Annotated in this window: 15 protein-coding genes; 8 read left to right on the top strand and 7 right to left on the bottom strand. The window is 72.0% G+C overall.

Translation table 11 applies throughout. The features are described 5' to 3' along the window. Together AB0B86_RS25625 and AB0B86_RS25620 are read right to left on the bottom strand one after the other, a co-directional pair. Positions 1-135, bottom strand: coding sequence for a hypothetical protein (locus AB0B86_RS25625; RefSeq protein WP_357411758.1), 135 nt, complete (start codon positions 133-135; stop codon positions 1-3). Positions 136-149: 14 nt separating this feature from the next. Further along, entirely contained in the window at positions 150-704 is a 555-nt protein-coding gene (locus AB0B86_RS25620; RefSeq protein WP_357411757.1) for a WHG domain-containing protein, read from the bottom strand. A 75-nt stretch (positions 705-779) separates the two neighbouring features. Here AB0B86_RS25620 and AB0B86_RS25615 point away from each other — a divergent pair, with 75 nt between their 5' ends. Then, positions 780-1,268, top strand: a complete 489-nt coding sequence (locus tag AB0B86_RS25615; RefSeq protein ID WP_357411756.1) for an FBP domain-containing protein — start codon at positions 780-782, stop codon at positions 1,266-1,268. A gap of 52 nt (positions 1,269-1,320) precedes the next feature. On the opposite strand, the gene AB0B86_RS25610 is transcribed toward AB0B86_RS25615, so the two are convergent. Continuing rightward, positions 1,321-1,854: a GNAT family protein gene (locus AB0B86_RS25610; RefSeq protein WP_357419939.1), complete on the bottom strand. Its 534-nt coding sequence runs from the start codon at positions 1,852-1,854 to the stop codon at positions 1,321-1,323. A 158-nt stretch (positions 1,855-2,012) separates the two neighbouring features. Here AB0B86_RS25610 and AB0B86_RS25605 point away from each other — a divergent pair, with 158 nt between their 5' ends. Next, entirely contained in the window at positions 2,013-2,525 is a 513-nt protein-coding gene (locus AB0B86_RS25605; RefSeq protein ID WP_357419937.1) for a MarR family transcriptional regulator, read from the top strand. Then, a complete protein-coding gene (locus AB0B86_RS25600) occupies positions 2,506-3,492 on the top strand; it encodes a pirin family protein (RefSeq protein ID WP_357419935.1) in 987 nt (328 codons plus the stop codon). Before AB0B86_RS25605 ends, AB0B86_RS25600 begins: the two co-directional genes overlap by 20 nt. 58 nt (positions 3,493-3,550) lie before the next feature. Here the strand turns inward: AB0B86_RS25600 and AB0B86_RS25595 are convergent, their stop codons facing one another. Beyond that, positions 3,551-3,679, bottom strand: coding sequence for a hypothetical protein (locus AB0B86_RS25595; protein ID WP_255787601.1), 129 nt, complete (start codon positions 3,677-3,679; stop codon positions 3,551-3,553). A gap of 129 nt (positions 3,680-3,808) precedes the next feature. On the opposite strand from AB0B86_RS25595, the gene AB0B86_RS25590 reads away from it, so the two are divergent. Next, positions 3,809-5,398 (top strand): phospholipase D-like domain-containing protein, encoded by a 1,590-nt coding sequence (locus tag AB0B86_RS25590; RefSeq protein WP_357411752.1) that lies wholly within the window; start codon positions 3,809-3,811, stop codon positions 5,396-5,398. On the opposite strand, the gene AB0B86_RS25585 is transcribed toward AB0B86_RS25590, so the two are convergent. Next, positions 5,347-6,102: a hypothetical protein gene (locus AB0B86_RS25585; protein WP_357411751.1), complete on the bottom strand. Its 756-nt coding sequence runs from the start codon at positions 6,100-6,102 to the stop codon at positions 5,347-5,349. The two genes, AB0B86_RS25590 and AB0B86_RS25585, sit on opposite strands and share 52 nt — an antisense overlap. A gap of 371 nt (positions 6,103-6,473) precedes the next feature. Here AB0B86_RS25585 and AB0B86_RS25580 point away from each other — a divergent pair, with 371 nt between their 5' ends. Then, positions 6,474-7,298, top strand: a complete 825-nt coding sequence (locus AB0B86_RS25580) for a SigB/SigF/SigG family RNA polymerase sigma factor (RefSeq protein ID WP_357411750.1) — start codon at positions 6,474-6,476, stop codon at positions 7,296-7,298. A 142-nt stretch (positions 7,299-7,440) separates the two neighbouring features. After that, positions 7,441-10,104, top strand: coding sequence for an ATP-dependent helicase C-terminal domain-containing protein (locus AB0B86_RS25575; protein ID WP_357411806.1), 2,664 nt, complete (start codon positions 7,441-7,443; stop codon positions 10,102-10,104). 9 nt (positions 10,105-10,113) lie between these two features. On the opposite strand, the gene AB0B86_RS25570 is transcribed toward AB0B86_RS25575, so the two are convergent. Then, positions 10,114-10,839, bottom strand: coding sequence for a protein phosphatase 2C domain-containing protein (locus AB0B86_RS25570; RefSeq protein WP_357411749.1), 726 nt, complete (start codon positions 10,837-10,839; stop codon positions 10,114-10,116). A 259-nt stretch (positions 10,840-11,098) separates the two neighbouring features. Here AB0B86_RS25570 and AB0B86_RS25565 point away from each other — a divergent pair, with 259 nt between their 5' ends. Then, positions 11,099-13,708 carry a glycoside hydrolase family 9 protein gene (locus tag AB0B86_RS25565; protein WP_357419934.1) on the top strand — a complete coding sequence of 870 codons (2,610 nt, stop codon included), beginning with the start codon at positions 11,099-11,101 and terminating at the stop codon, positions 13,706-13,708. Positions 13,709-13,819: 111 nt separating this feature from the next. Here the strand turns inward: AB0B86_RS25565 and AB0B86_RS25560 are convergent, their stop codons facing one another. Then, positions 13,820-14,308 carry a hypothetical protein gene (locus AB0B86_RS25560; RefSeq protein WP_357411747.1) on the bottom strand — a complete coding sequence of 163 codons (489 nt, stop codon included), beginning with the start codon at positions 14,306-14,308 and terminating at the stop codon, positions 13,820-13,822. A 151-nt stretch (positions 14,309-14,459) separates the two neighbouring features. Here AB0B86_RS25560 and AB0B86_RS25555 point away from each other — a divergent pair. After that, on the top strand, positions 14,460-14,897 hold a 438-nt coding region (locus AB0B86_RS25555; protein ID WP_357411746.1), incomplete at its 3' end, for a DUF222 domain-containing protein.

The following is a 14,897-nucleotide window of genomic DNA, read 5'->3' as shown; positions in this document are numbered from 1 at the left end:
TCACAGCTCTCCGGACCGGACGGGTCTGCCGCACGCCTGGCAGCGCACCACCTCGGCGACGAAGACCTGGCCGAGGTCCTTGCCCTTCTGGGTGAGTTCGTACCCCGCGACCTTACCGCCGGGGTCAGCCCGCACCTCAGCTTCGGCCGTCAGCGCGACGGCCAGTTGGTGAGGACGGCGTCGAGGGCGTCCAGGGTGCGCGACCACGAGTCGTCGGTGGGGCGCGGGGTGTGCCGGAAGCCGCCGGTCTTCTCCAGGCTGACGAACCCGTGGAAGGTGCTGTGCATCATCCGCACCGCGTCGGTCTGGTCGGGCTCGGAGAGCCGGTAGCCGCGCAGGATCGCCCGGGTCATCTCGGCGTGCCGGACGCCCGCGCTCGCGGCGGCGGTCTCCGGGTCGAGGTCGATCTGCATGGCGGCGTAGCGACCCGGATGCTCTCGGGCGTAGTCGCGGTACGCGTTGGCGAAGGCCACCAGTGCGTCCTTGCCGGCCCGACCGGCCAGCGCGGCGGCGACCCGGTCGGCCAGCTCCGCAAGCGCCAGCAGGGCGATCCTGACCCGCAGTTCGTGCGCGTTCTTGAGGTGGAAGTACAGACTCGCGTCCTTCACCCCGAACTGGCGGGCCAGCGCGGCAACTGTGACGTTGTCCACCCCCACCTCGTCGGCCAGCTCGGCCGCGGCCAGGGTCAAGCGCTCGACGGTCACGCCGGCACGTGCCATGCAGCACACTCCAAACCTAGCCGTAATAAACGCTTGCCTAAGAGGGCTAGGCTACTACCTATGTTGGTCCTGACCGAATCCGCCATCCGCGCCTCCTTCGTCAACTGCAGCCGGGGCGAGGCGAAGCGGCTGGCCGTACCGAACGATCTTGAAATGCGACAGTGGGACGACCTCGACTTCCTCGGCTGGCGGGATCCCTCCGCGCCGCAGCGGGCCTACCTGGTCGCCGAAACCGACGGCAAGCTGGCCGGGGTGGTGCTGCGGGCCGCGACGCACCAGACGGGGCGCGTACGGCACAGCATGTGCTCGTTCTGCCTGACCACGCACCTCGGCGGAGGCGTCTCGTTGATGACCGCCCCCAAGGCTGGCCCGAGCGGGCGGCAGGGCGATTCCGTGGGCACGTATCTGTGCTCCGACCTGGCCTGCTCGTTGTATCTGCGGGGCAAGAAGCACGCCGGGCCGCCCGCGCCCGAGCCGCTGCCCCTGCCGGAGCGGATCGACCGCGTCCGGACGGCCCTGGCGACGTTCCTCCGCAAGGTCACCGAGTGACGGTTCGAGGCGGCCGGGGCCGGAGCGTGTGCGGACCCCGGCCCGGTCCCGGCTAGCGGTCGGTGGCCAGGCGGGCGTGCAGGTGCTCGTCGTAGCGGCGGCCGTCGCCGTACCGGTGCGACTCGCGCAGCGTCCCCTCGGCCGGGTAGCCGGCGCGGTCGGCGACCCGGCAGGACGCCGGGTTGGCCACCGCGTGACACAGCTCCACCCGGTGCAGCCTCAGATCCGCGAACGCCCAGTCGGTGAGCCGGACGACGGCGCGCACTGCCACCTGACGTCCCCTGGCGGCGGGCGCCGTCCAGTAGCCGATAGACGCGTTGCCGTCGTGGATGCTGTGCAGTGACACCGAACCGAGCAGTTCGCCGTCGGCCGCCGCGGTGACCGCCATCGAGGCGTGGCCGCCGGTGGACCAGTCGGCCCGGCGGCGCACCCAGAGCAGCGCGAACTCGTCGTCGATCGGGCCGCCGCCCTGCGGGTTCCACTGGGCGATAGCCGGGTCGCGGAGGGCGTCGCGCACCGCCGGGGCGTCCTCGTCTCGCCAGGGGCGCAGCAACAGGTCGGCGGCGGCGAGTTCCACGTGTTCCACGAGGCCGGAGTCTGGCACAGACCGCGCCGACATCGCCGCCGGACTGGCCCGCGCTTTCTTTCAAAACTGCACCAAGCACGGCACCCACCGGGCAGACGTGACGCAGGCAACGCCGAACAGCACTAGTTAAATTTTGAACGAGTGCTACTGTGGTGGACGTGACAGAGAGCCTGGACAGCACCCGAGCGGCCGCCTGGCGTGCCTACATCGAGGCCAGCCAGCGCCTGTTCACGCAGTTGGAAGACGACCTGCGCACCGACAGCGACCTCACCTTCGCCGACTACCACGTGCTGGTCCTGCTCTCCGAGGCACCGGGGCAACGACTGCGGATGGGGGAGCTGGCCAGCCGACTGGTCTTCTCCCCCAGCCGACTGACGTACCAGATCTCCTCGATGCAGCGCCGCGGCCTGGTCAGCAAGGAGCCCTGCCCGGACGACCGGCGCGGCAGCGAGGCGGTGCTCACCGCCGCCGGGCTGCTCACCCTGTCCGAAGCCGCACCCCACCACCTCGCGTCGGTGCGGGCCCACCTGATGGATGACCTCGACGACGCCGAGGTCGCCTGCCTCACCCGGGTCTTCGACCGGCTCGGCCACCGCCTGCGGGCGGCCCGGACCACGTCGAGCACCCAGCCACACGTTAAGGAGCCCTCCGATGCCCGCGATCACCGTTGACAACATCGTTGTCCTGCCGCGCCTGCCCCAACTCGGCGACGGCACCACCTTCCGCCCGGTCCGCACGGTGACCACCGCGCCCAGCGGCTTCGAGGGTGAGGGCTTCCCGGTCCGGCGTGCCTTCGCCGGGGTGTCGACCACCGACCTGGACCCGTTCATCCACCTCGACCAGATGGGCGAGGTCGACTACGCGCCGGGCGAGCCCAAGGGCACGCCGTGGCACCCGCACCGCGGCTTCGAGACCGTCACGTACATCATCGACGGCATCTTCGACCACCAGGACTCGCAGGGCGGCGGCGGCACCATCACCGACGGCGACACCCAGTGGATGACGGCCGGCAGCGGCCTGCTGCACATCGAGGCGCCGCCGGAGCACCTGGTGATGAGCGGCGGGCTCTTCCACGGCACCCAGCTCTGGGTGAACCTGCCCCGCTCGGCCAAGATGAACCCGCCCCGTTACCAGGACATCCGGGGCCGGCAGTCGGCCCTGCTCAGCACCCCCGACGGCGGCGCGCTGATCCGGGTCATCGCCGGTGAGATCGCCGGGCACCGCGGTCCGGGGTCGACCTTCACCCCGATCACCATCACCCACGTCACCGTGCAGCCGGGCGCGCAGGTCGACCTGCCCTGGCAGCCCGACTTCAACGCCCTGGTGTACGTGCTCGGCGGTCGTGGCACGGTCGGCACCGAGCGGCGACCGGTGCGTACCGGTCAGCTCGCCGTGCACGGCCCGGGCGACGCGCTGCGCTTCAGCGCGGGCCCCACCCAGGACAGCAACACCCCGGCGCTGGACCTCTACATCATGGGCGGTCAGCCCATCCGGGAGCCGGTGGCGCAGTACGGCCCGTTCGTCATGAACACCCGCGACGAGCTGCTCCAGGCGTTCGAGGACTTCAAGGCCGGCCGGCTCGGCGTCATCCCCGCCGAGCGGGTCCCGCACACCGACGGCCAGGGCCCGCGTCCCTGACCCGAGTCAGCGAGATCACCCCGGGTGCCCCGTCGACAGCACGGGGCGCCCGGGCGGCTCAGGAGACCGCGAAAATCCCGGCGACGCCCAGAATCACCATCAGCAACACCGCTACCAGCGCGCCCCGTTCGCTCTCCACCGCCGGCTCGCGGTACTCGGTCACGGGGTTCGTCGTCTCGCGGGGCATGGTGTGGCCTCCTCGGTTGTCGTGCTCGCGCTGAACGTCATCCAGGTCACCGCTCGGGCGGCCTGACATGCGGACCCGCGTCCGGGGTCCTACCGTGAGGACGTTGCCGACCTCCAGGGGGGCTGGACGTTGCCGTCGCAGGACTGGTTCCTCACCGCACAGGAACGCGCCAACCCGGTCTCTGGGTTACCCGTCTGGACCAGGGGAAACCTCGCCGAGCCGTTGATTCACGGTGCCGCGTACTTCGACCGGCTGGTCGACGAGGTGCAGGCGTTGGGGCCCGGCGACCACCTGTTCTTCACCGACTGGCGGGGCGATCCGGACCAGCGGCTGCGTCCCGACGGCCCGACCGTGGCCCAGCTCTTCGCCCAGGCCGCCCAGCGCGGCGTGGTGGTCAAGGGACTGATCTGGCGTTCGCACCTCGACGCGATGGCCTACAGCGAGGCGGAGAACCGCGACCTCAGCGAGACGATCTCCGCCGCCGGCGGCGAGGTGCTGCTCGACCAGCGGGTCCGCCGCGGCGGCTCGCACCACCAGAAGCTCGTGGTGCTGCGGCACCCAGGCGCACCCGAACGGGACATCGCGTTCGCCGGCGGGATCGACCTGTGCCACAGCCGACGTGACGACGCCGCTCACCACGGTGATCCGCAGCCGGTGCAGATGTCGCCCCGGTACGGGCCCAACCCGCCCTGGCACGACGTGCAGCTCGCGGTGCGCGGGCCGGTGGTCGGCGCGCTGGACACGCTGTTCCGGGAGCGCTGGACCGACCCGATGCCACTGGATTCGGAGAACCCGATGGCCTACCTGCGGGACCGGTTGCGCGGCGCGGACCTGCGACCGGATCCGTTGCCCGAGCAACCGGCCGACCCGCCCGAGTGTGGCCCGCACCAGATTCAGGTGCTGCGCACCTACCCCGCCGTGCGCCCGCGTTACTCGTTCGCACCCGACGGCGAACGGACCGTGGCCCGCGGTTACACAAAGGCGGTACGCCGCGCCCGTCGACTCATCTACCTGGAGGACCAGTACCTGTGGTCGGCCGAGGTGGCGGACCTGTTCGCGCGCGCGCTGCGGGACAATCCCGAGCTGCACCTGGTCGCTGTGGTGCCCCGGCACCCGGACGTCGACGGCAGGTTGGCCCTGCCGCCGAACATGGTCGGCCGCGAGCAGGCGCTGTCGTTGTGCGAACGGGCCGCACCGGACCGGGTGCACGTGTTCGACGTGGAGAACCGCACCGGCGGCCCGGTCTACGTACACGCCAAGGTGTGCGTGGTGGATGACGTCTGGGCCAGTGTCGGCAGCGACAACTTCAACCGCCGGTCCTGGACCCACGACAGCGAGTTGTCCTGCGCGGTGCTCGACGACACCCGCGACCAGCGGGCGCCCACCGACCCGGGCGGCCGCGGCGACGGGGCGCGGGTCTTCGCCCGGGACCTGCGGCTACGGCTGTGGCGCGAGCACCTGGACCGGGACCCGGACGGCGCGGACGACGCGGACCTGCTCGACCCGGCGGACGCCGTCGCGGCCGTCACGGCCGCCGCCGACGCGCTCCAACGGTGGTACGACGACGGCCAGGTGGGCGAACGACCGCCCGGCCGGCTGCGCCCGCACCGCCCGGAGCGGCTGCCGTGGTACACCCGCGCCTGGGCGCTGCCCGTGTACCGGCTGGTCTACGACCCGGATGGCAGGCCGCTGCGGGCAAGGGTGGCCGGCACCTGGTGAGTCGACCGGATCGGCTCCACCGTGGCGGCGACGACCGGATGGACGCTCAGCCCGCCGGGGTAGGCGAACGAGGAGCGCGGTGAGTAGTAGCCGAAGCCGATGGTGAGCGGGTTGGCCGGGCGGAGCTGGTAGATCGGATGCCCCGGCTGGAGGAACTCCACCGACTCGATCTCGAACGGGGCTACCGGTTCGGCGACGAACGGGTAGACCGAGCTGAGCAGCTGGCCGTCACGGCGGGTGAAGTAGCGGTGGTGCCCGCTGCTGATCGCGTGGCCGGTCTCCCCCACCCGGCACCGCGCCCGGAGCAACGTCGTCCCGTCGATCTCCGTCTCGGAGAGCAGGGTCTCGCCGCTCACCTCGATCCGGGTCCGGCCGGTGGACACCGGGGCGCCGCGGGCGGCCGCGTACTCCCGGACCAGCCGGCTGGAGGCCACGTAGGCGGTCCACCAGCCGCCCGGGTTGAGCCCGCCGGGCGCGTCCACGCCGAGTAGCGAGATGCCGAGATAGGTGAGCGTGTACGCGCCGAAGCCGGAGGTCTGCGTCTCGTCCTCGACGACGTACTGGTTGAGGAACACCTGGTGGTCGGGGCGCGGGCACAGGCCCGGCGGGACGAGTGCGGCGACGGCGTCCGGGTCCGCCGGGATCCAGCTGAAGTAGAGGGTACGGCTGTTCACGACGAGCTGGGGAGCGGCTGGATCGAGCACGGTGCCTCCGAACCGGGTGTGTACCCGCGACGCTACGGCCGGTCCCACCGGCGGGACAAGGACGGATAGTCGACACTGCTGGCCGACTGTCGGATTTCGTGTTGACCGGTCGGCTGATCCGGCCGGGCTGACCGGAGGGACCGGCCCACTGAGCGGCTGAGCGGCAGTCAGCAGTGGGTAAGGGTGATCACATCGCCCGCAACTCTGCCCTATTCGCACCCTTTGTGGTGTGACACACCTTAAGTACATCAACCTTTCGGCTAGATTTTGGGAAGACGATCAGGTTAAGGTGAGTCCCGAACGGCCCATTGAAAGCTAAACCAAAGCGTCACACCTTTTTGTCCGCGGACGAGGTGCAGGGAGGACCACCCATGACCGCGCCAACGATCACCGAGCAGCCGAGCACCACTGCGAAGGCCACCACCAAGCTCGACCCGCGTGCGCTCACCGACAGCGCCGCCGACCTGCTCAACGCCATGGCGGCGCTGCCCGTCAACCACCCGTCGCGCGCCGCACTGCGGGACCGGGCCATCGAGGCCTGGCTGCCGCTTGCCAACCACCTGGCCCACCGCTACAGCGGCCGTGGCGAGCCGACCGACGACCTGGCCCAGACCGCCGCGGTCGGCCTGATCAAGGCCATCGACAAGTTCGACCCGTCGCGCGGTGTCGACTTCGCCGGGTACGCGATCCCCACCATCATCGGCGAGCTCAAGCGGCACTTCCGGGACCGCACCTGGGACATCCGGGTGCCCCGCCGGCTCCAGGAGCTGCGGCTGGCCATCTCCGACGCCAACAGCTCGCTGCTGCAGACCCTCGGCCGCTCGCCGACGGTCGCCGACATCGCCGCCCACCTCAAGCTCACCGAGGAAGAGGTGCTGGAGGGCCTGGAGGGCGCCCGCGCCTACAACGCGGTATCGCTGTCCACCCCGACCGGTGACGGCGAGCGCGCCACCGAGCTGGGCGACATGCTCGGCGGCGAGGACAGCGAGTTCGAGCTGGCGGAGCTGCGGGTCGCCCTCGGCCCGGCGCTGGCCACCCTCGACGAGCGCGAGCAGAAGATCCTCACGCTGCGTTTCTACGGCAACCTGACCCAGTCGCAGATCGCCGACCAGATCGGTGTCTCGCAGATGCACGTCTCGCGGCTGTTGACCCGGGCGCTGACCAAGCTGCGCGGCCAGCTCGACGGCACGTACTGAGGTAGCTCACCACGATGGGCCGGGTCGACAGACCCGGCCCATCGTCATACCCCCTTGTCCCGCGCACGTGACGAGCCCGCGTAGTCCCGCGAGGCCGAGGTCCGCCGCTCCGGCGGCACCCGCGCCGGTGCGAGACTGGGTCGTGCTCTCCGACGTGACAGTGGACCTGCCGGTACGGCCGGTGCTGCCGGCGCTGGTCGCGGCACTCGACGCGGCCGGGGCCGGCGTCCTGGTCGCCCCGCCGGGCACCGGCAAGACCACCCTCGCGCCGCTGGCCGTGGCCGACCGGGTGAGTGGTCGGGTGGTGATCGCGCAACCCCGTCGGGTGGCCGCACGCGCCGCCGCCCGGCGGATGGCCGAACTGCTCGGCGAGCGGGTCGGCGACCGGGTCGGCTACGCGGTGCGCGGCGAGCGTCGGGTCAGCTCCGCGACGCGGGTGGAGGTGGTCACCACCGGCCTGCTGGTCCGCCGGCTGCACCACGACCCGGAGCTGCCCGGTACGGGCGCGGTGCTGCTCGACGAGTGCCACGAACGGCAACTCGACGCCGACCTGGCGCTGGCCTTCACTGTGGAGGCGCGGGCCGCCCTCCGGCCGGATCTGTGGCTGCTGGCGATGTCCGCCACCCCGGACACCGACCGCTTCGCCGCGCTGCTCGGCGGGTCCGCCCCGGCCCCGGTGGTGCGGGCCGAGTCGGCGCTGCACCCGGTGCAGCGCATCTGGGCACCGCCGGCCCGCCCGATCGTCGCCTCCGGAGCCGGGCCGGTGGATCGGGCGCTGCTCGACCACGTGGCCGCGACCGTCCGGCGGGCGTTGCGCGAACGTGCCGGTGACGTGCTGGTCTTCCTGCCCGGAGCCGGGGAGATCGCGGCGGTCAGCGGTCGGCTGGCCGACTTGCGCGACACCGTCGCGCTGCTGCCGCTGCACGGTCGGCAGCGGGGCACCGAGCAGGACGCGGCCCTGCGCCCCGCTGATCGACGGCGGGTCGTGCTGGCCACCGCGCTTGCCGAGACCAGCCTGACCGTGCCGGGCGTGCGGGTGGTGGTGGACGCCGGGTTGTCCCGGGTGCCCCGCATCGACCTGGCCCGTGGGCTGGGCGCGCTGGTCACCGTGCCGGTCTCCCGGGCCGCCGCCACCCAGCGGGCCGGTCGGGCCGGCCGGGAGGCGCCGGGGTACGTCTACCGGTGCTGGTCCGCGGCGACCCACGAACGGTTGCCCGCCCGAGCCGAGCCGGAGGTCGCCACCGCCGACCTGACCGGCTTCGCGCTTGAGCTGGCCGCCTGGGGCCGGCCGGACGGCGTCGGGCTCGCGCTGCCCGACGCGCCACCGGCTGCCGCACTGACGGTGGCCCGGGACACCCTGCGCACCCTGGGCGCTGTCGACGCGGACGGGCGGATCACCACACGGGGACGGGCGATCGCCGCCGCCGGCGCACACCCCCGACTGGCCCGGGCACTGCTGGACGGTGCCGGTCGGGTCGGCGCCGACCGGGCGGCCGAGGTGGTGGCGCTGCTCGCCGAGGAGAGCACTGCCGGCCCCGGCGACGACCTGGTCGCCGGCTGGCGTCGGCTGCGCGCCGGCGTCGACGCGGGTGCGACAGCACGCTGGCGCACCGAGGTACGCCGGCTGCGCGCCGCGTTGCCTTCCGGCTCCCCAACCGGCGGCCGCGCCGAGACCAGCACCGACGGCCGCGCCGAGGCCAGCACCGCAGCGAGCCCCGCAGGCCGCCGGACCGAAGCCGACGAGATCGCAGTCGACCGGGCCGGAGCCGGCCGCGCTGGGGCCAACCGTGTCGAAGGGCACCGGGCTGACCGCACGGGTGGGCTCACTGACGATCTCGCCGCTGGGCTTCTGGTCGGGCTGGCGTACCCGGAGCGGTTGGCCCGGGTGCGGCGGCCGGGCGGATCGGCGTACCTGATGACCGGCGGGACCGCCGCGGAGCTGATGGCCGGGTCGGGGCTGGCCGGGTCCGACTGGCTGGCGGTGGCGGTCGCGGACCGCACCCCCGGCGCGCCGTCGGCCCGGATCCGCCGGGCCTCGCCGGTGGACGAGGCGACGGCCCGGGAGGCGGCCGGCCCGCTGCTACGGACCAGTCGTGAGGTCGGCTGGTCCGACGGTGACGTGGTGGCCCGGGAGGTGACCCGACTGGGCGCGATCGAGCTGCTCCAGCGGCGGCTGGACCGGCCGGAGCGGGAAGCGGTGGCGGCGGCCGTGCTCACCGGTCTCCGCCAGGAGGGGCTGGGGCTGCTGACCTGGACGCCGGCGGCACGGGCGCTACGCGAACGCCTCGGTTTCCTCCGGCACCACCTGGGCGACCCGTGGCCCGAGGTCACCGACGAGGCGTTGCTCGACGCCGCAGCGACCTGGCTGGGCCCCGAGTTGGCAGCGGCCCGGCGTCGCGCCGACCTGGCCCGGGTGGACGTGCCGTCGGCGCTGCGCCGGCTGCTGCCCTGGGCGCAGGCGGCCCGCCTGGACGAGTTCGCCCCGGAGCGGATCGAGGTGCCGAGTGGTTCCCGGGTGCGGGTGGACTACTCCGATCCGGCCGCGCCGGTGCTCGCCGTGAAGCTTCAGGAGACGTTCGGCTGGTCGGTGGCTCCCCGCGTCGGTGCCGGGCGGACGCCGGTGCTGCTGCACCTGCTCTCCCCCGCGGGCCGGCCGGTGGCGGTCACCGCCGACCTGGAGTCGTTCTGGCGGACCGGTTACCCGCAGGTGCGTGGCGAGTTGCGCGGGCGCTATCCCCGGCACCCCTGGCCGGAGGATCCGCGAACGGCGACGCCCACCCGACGCGTCACGCCACGCCGACGCTGAACGCCGGCCCTACTCCTCCAGGACGTCGGCCACCACGACACTCACGTTGTCCGGTGCTCCGGCGTGCAGGGCCAGATCGATGAGCTTGCCCGTGCAGGCGGTCCGGTCGGGATAGTCCCTGAGCACCTCGGTGAGGGTGTCCGGACGGACGACGTTGGAGAGGCCGTCGCTGCACAACAGCCAGCGGTCGCCCACCCGGGGCACCATCGTCGAGTACGACGGGGTGACCTCGTCCCCCTGCAGGGCCTGGGTGACGACGGCGCGGCGCGGGTGGCTGCTGGCCTGGTCCGCGGTGATCACGCCCTGGTCCACCAACATCTGGACGAACGTGTCGTCCCGGGTGACCTGCTTGAGCACGCCCTCGCGGAACAGGTAGGCCCGGGAGTCGCCGATGTGCGCCAGCGCCAGGCAGCTGCCGGTACGCGCGAAGAGCAGGGCCGTGAGTGTGGTGCCCATGCCCTGGCGCTCGGGATCCTCGGCGACCGCCTGCCGGATCCGGGAGGTGGCCAACGCGATGCCACCTTCGAGCGCGGCGACCAGGGCGTCCTCGGGCGTCTCCACGTCCAGCGGAGCCACCGCGTCGATGGTGAGGGCGCTGGCCAGGTCGCCGGCGGCCATCCCGCCCATGCCGTCGGCGACGGCGACGAGCCAGTTTCCGGCGTGTAGGGCGTCCTGGTTTCCGCTGCGGATCAGCCCACGGTCGCTCGTTCCGACGGAACGCAGCTTCAGGGTCATGGGAGGCAGCCTGCCAGGCGAAGGGCGCAGTTGTCTCTAGGAGATCAGGACGACAGCGCGTGGCGCGGCCAATCTCACGTCCGCACGCCGGTCCGCCGCGTCGGGCCGGGCGGGGTGGTCGCCCTCGTCGCACGCCAGAACCCATCCAGTCAGATCAATTGACACGGGGTGCCGCCACTGGAAACATCGAGCCGATACCTGGGAGCGCTCCCAAGTTTTTCCACCACCACCGTCCCCCACCCGTCCGGAAGGACTCCCCGTGACGAGATCCCGACGCCGCCTCCTGTTGGCCGCGGCGACCACCCTGGCCCTCACCGGCGCGGGCGCCGGCGCGGCCTACGCCGAACCACCACCGGACGCCCCCGAGCAGATCGACAACGGCGACTTCAGCGAAGGGGTCAGCCCCTGGTTCTCCTTCGGCACCGGTGCGCTCGCCGTCACCGACGGCCGGCTCTGCACCACCGTCGCGGGTGGGCTGGCCAACCCCTGGGACGCCGGCATCGGCCAGGACGGGGTGCCACTGATCGCGGGCGCCGAATACACCCTCGGCTTCGCCGTCTCCGCCACCCCCGGCGCCGCCGTCAAGGCCGTGCTGCAACTCGGCAGCGCCCCCTACACCACGTACGCGGCAGTGGACGCCACAGCGACCGGCACCGCCCAGCGGGTCGAGCAGACCTTCACCGTCCCGGACGACAACCCGAACGCCCAACTGATCTTCCAGGTTGGCGGCTCCGCCCAGGCGCAGACCATCTGCCTCGACGACGTCTCGCTGCGCGGCGGCGAGCCGCCCGAGCCGTACGTGCCGGACACCGGGCCACGGGTCCGCGTCAACCAGGTCGGCTACCTGCCCGGCGGCCCGAAGAACGCCACAGTCGTCACCGAGGCCACCACCCCGTTGCCCTGGCAGCTGCGCAACGCCGCGGGTGCCGTCGTGGCCAGCGGCACCACCACCACCCGCGGCGTCGACGCCGCCTCGGCGCAGAACGTGCAGACCGTCGACTTCTCCAGCTACCGCACCCCGGGCAACGGCCTGACGCTCACCGTCGACGGCGAGACCAGTCACCCGTTCACCATCTCCGGCGCCCTCTACGACCAACTGCGCTCCGACTCGCTGCAGTTCTTCTACGCGCAGCGCAGTGGCATCGCGATCGACGGGGACCTGATCGGCGACGAGTACGCCCGCCCCGCCGGGCACCTCGACGTGGCACCCAACAAGGGCGACACCAACGTGCCCTGCCAGCCGGGCGTCTGCGACTACTCGCTTGACGTACGCGGCGGCTGGTACGACGCCGGCGACCACGGCAAGTACGTGGTCAACGGTGGCATCGCCACCTACCAACTGTTGAACACCTTCGAGCGCACCAAGACCGCGGCCACCGCCGACGGCGGCGCCGAACTCGCCGACGGCACACTGCGGGTGCCCGAACGCGCCAACGGCGTGCCGGACATCCTCGACGAGGCCCGCTGGGAGCTGGAGTTCCTGCTGCGCATGCAGGTACCGGCCGGCAAGCCGCTGGCCGGCATGGTCCACCACAAGATCCACGACCAGAACTGGACCGGGCTGCCGCTCGCCCCGCAGGACGACCCGCAGCCGCGTGAGCTGCATGCACCGTCCACCGCGGCCACCCTCAACCTGGCCGCCACCGCCGCGCAGTGCGCACGGCTCTTCGCCCCCTACGACGCGGCGTTCGCGGCCCGCTGCGGCACCGCCGCGAAGACGGCCTACAGCGCCGCCAAGGCCCACCCCGCGGTGTACGCCAGCCCGACCGACGGCACCGGCGGCGGCGCGTACGACGACAGCAACGTCACAGACGAGTTCTACTGGGCGGCGGTCGAGCTGTACCTGACCACCGGCGCGCCGACCTACCTGACCGACCTGACCGCGTCGCCGCACCACACCGGTGACGTGTTCGACCCGCGCGGCTTCGGCTGGCAGAGCGTCGCCGCACTGGGCCGCCTCGACCTGGCCACCGTGCCGAATGGCCTGCCCACCGCCGACCTCACCCGGGTCCGCGCCTCGGTCACCACCGCTGCCGACGCGTACCTCGCCGAGCTGCGCCGGCAGGCGTACGGGCTGCCGATGCCCGGCGACGCCAACAGCTACTTCTGGGGCGGCAACAGCAGCATCATCAACAACGCAGTCGTGCTGGCCACCGCGTTCGACCTGACCCGGAACCCCGCCTACCGCGACGGCGCCGTGCAGGCGATGGACTACATCTTCGGCCGCAACGCCCTGAACATCTCCTACGTCACCGGCTGGGGTGAGCACGCGGCGCAGAACCAGCACAGTCGGATCTTCGGCAACCAGCTCAACCCGGACCTGCCCCACCCGCCCGCCGGCTCGCTCGCCGGTGGGGCGAACGCGGCCCTGCAGGACCCGTTCGTGGCCCAGTTGCTCACCGGCTGCGCCCCGATGTTCTGCTACGTCGACGACATCAACTCGTACTCGACGAACGAGGTGGCGATCAACTGGAACTCGGCGCTGGCCTGGATCTCCTCGTTCCTGGCCGACCAGGGTGACGCCGGCGCGGTGCCGGCCAGCACCTGCTCGGTGAGCTACAGCAACTTCGGCACCTGGCAGGGCGGCACCGGGTTCACCGCCCAGCTGACCATCCGCAACACCGGCGCCACGGCTGTCAACGGCTGGAACGTGCGCTTCGCGTTCACCGGCGACCAGCGGGTCCGCGAGGCATGGTTGGCGAAGGTCACCCAGTCCGGCGCGACCGTAACCGCGCGCAACGAGTCGCACAACGCCAAGATCGCACCCGGCGGCAGTGTGATGTTCGGCTTCAACGCGACGACCTCCGGCGGCGCCAACCCCAGCCCGGGGCTGGTCACCGTCAACGGCAACCCCTGCTCGCTGTCCTGACCGGTACGGCTGGTGGCCACCCACACGGGGTGGTCACCAGCCGCTGGTGGTCGACGTGTCTCCTCACGGCGCTGTCGAGCTGATAACGCGAACGACTCACCGGATAGATGCTCACCTGACCGGCGGCTCCGCCATCACCACAACGCGGTCCGCCTCGACGTCGAAGCCGAGCACCGGATGGCTCCCGTCGCCGCCTTCGGAATCCATCAGCACGGCTTTGCCCAGGCACCTTCCGATCGCGGTCAGGAAACCGCAGAACACATCGAGCCGCTCCTGCCCCTGGAGCTCCCGCAGATCGACATCGAAGTCGATCTCGTTCGCCGCAGAGAACCGGAAGATCGCCAGAACATCCACCGACGGCCAGACCCGCAGTGCCGGGCACTCGGCGTCAGCCGGGCGGGACAACACGGCCGCCGCCGCGGGCAGCGGCAGCACCGCCGCGCCTTCGGAGTACTGGAACTCCCAGTCATGAGCGACGACGAGATCAAGGATCGACTGCCAGTCCTCGATCGAGGCGCCAGGCACGTAAACGTCTGGCAACGACCCCATCACCGCGGGATCGAAGAACCACCTGACGTCATCCCACAGCAGATCAGGCACCACACCATCCTGCCCGTACCACAGCGCCGACGCCGACCCGATTCCCTGCCGAAACCCAGAGGGGCATCCCCCGCTGAACCGCCCCTCGGCACAGCGGCCCGTCCCCGGCAGGGGCCGGAAAATTGTCGTACACCTGTTCTATTCTCGGTTCATGTTGGAGGAGTTGACGCAGGCCGAGGCGGAAGTCGCCACGTGCGCCGTTGCGTCGACCTGGGCTCTTTCGGAGTCCGACCTCGTCGCGGCACTCGACGCCGCACACCGGCTCGAGCAGCGCCTGGCGGCCGTGCAGCTGTCCCTGGTTCGAGAGCTGGACGGCCGTGGCACGGCCGTGACGCAGGGAGCATCGTCGACAGCCGTGTGGTTGCGTGAGCGACTCCGCCTCACCGTTCCCACCGCCCGCCGGCTCGTCGACCTCGCCGCCGCCCTGGACGCCGGCAACCCTGGGGTACGCGCCGCCCTGGCCACCGGAGACATCACAGTCGACCAAGCCCGGGTCATCGCCGACACCGTCGACACGGTCCAGACCTCCGCCGGCACCGCTGCCGCCGACAAGGCCGTCGGTTTGCTTGTCGAGTGGGCCGGGCAGTTC

The organism is Micromonospora sp. NPDC049047, from assembly GCF_040649135.1.
Taxonomy (GTDB): Bacteria; Actinomycetota; Actinomycetes; order Mycobacteriales; family Micromonosporaceae; genus Micromonospora.
Note: the sequence above shows the minus strand (reverse complement) of the source record. Positions and strands in the feature narration are given on the sequence as shown.

Coding starts and splice junctions, on each gene's coding strand:
- AB0B86_RS25615 (WP_357411756.1), top strand. CDS start 780: ATGTTGGTCCTGACCGAATCCGCCATCCGCGCCTCCTTCGTCAACTGC.
- AB0B86_RS25600 (WP_357419935.1), top strand. CDS start 2,506: ATGCCCGCGATCACCGTTGACAACATCGTTGTCCTGCCGCGCCTGCCC.
- AB0B86_RS25595 (WP_255787601.1), bottom strand. CDS start 3,679: ATGCCCCGCGAGACGACGAACCCCGTGACCGAGTACCGCGAGCCGGCG.
- AB0B86_RS25580 (WP_357411750.1), top strand. CDS start 6,474: ATGACCGCGCCAACGATCACCGAGCAGCCGAGCACCACTGCGAAGGCC.
- AB0B86_RS25570 (WP_357411749.1), bottom strand. CDS start 10,839: ATGACCCTGAAGCTGCGTTCCGTCGGAACGAGCGACCGTGGGCTGATC.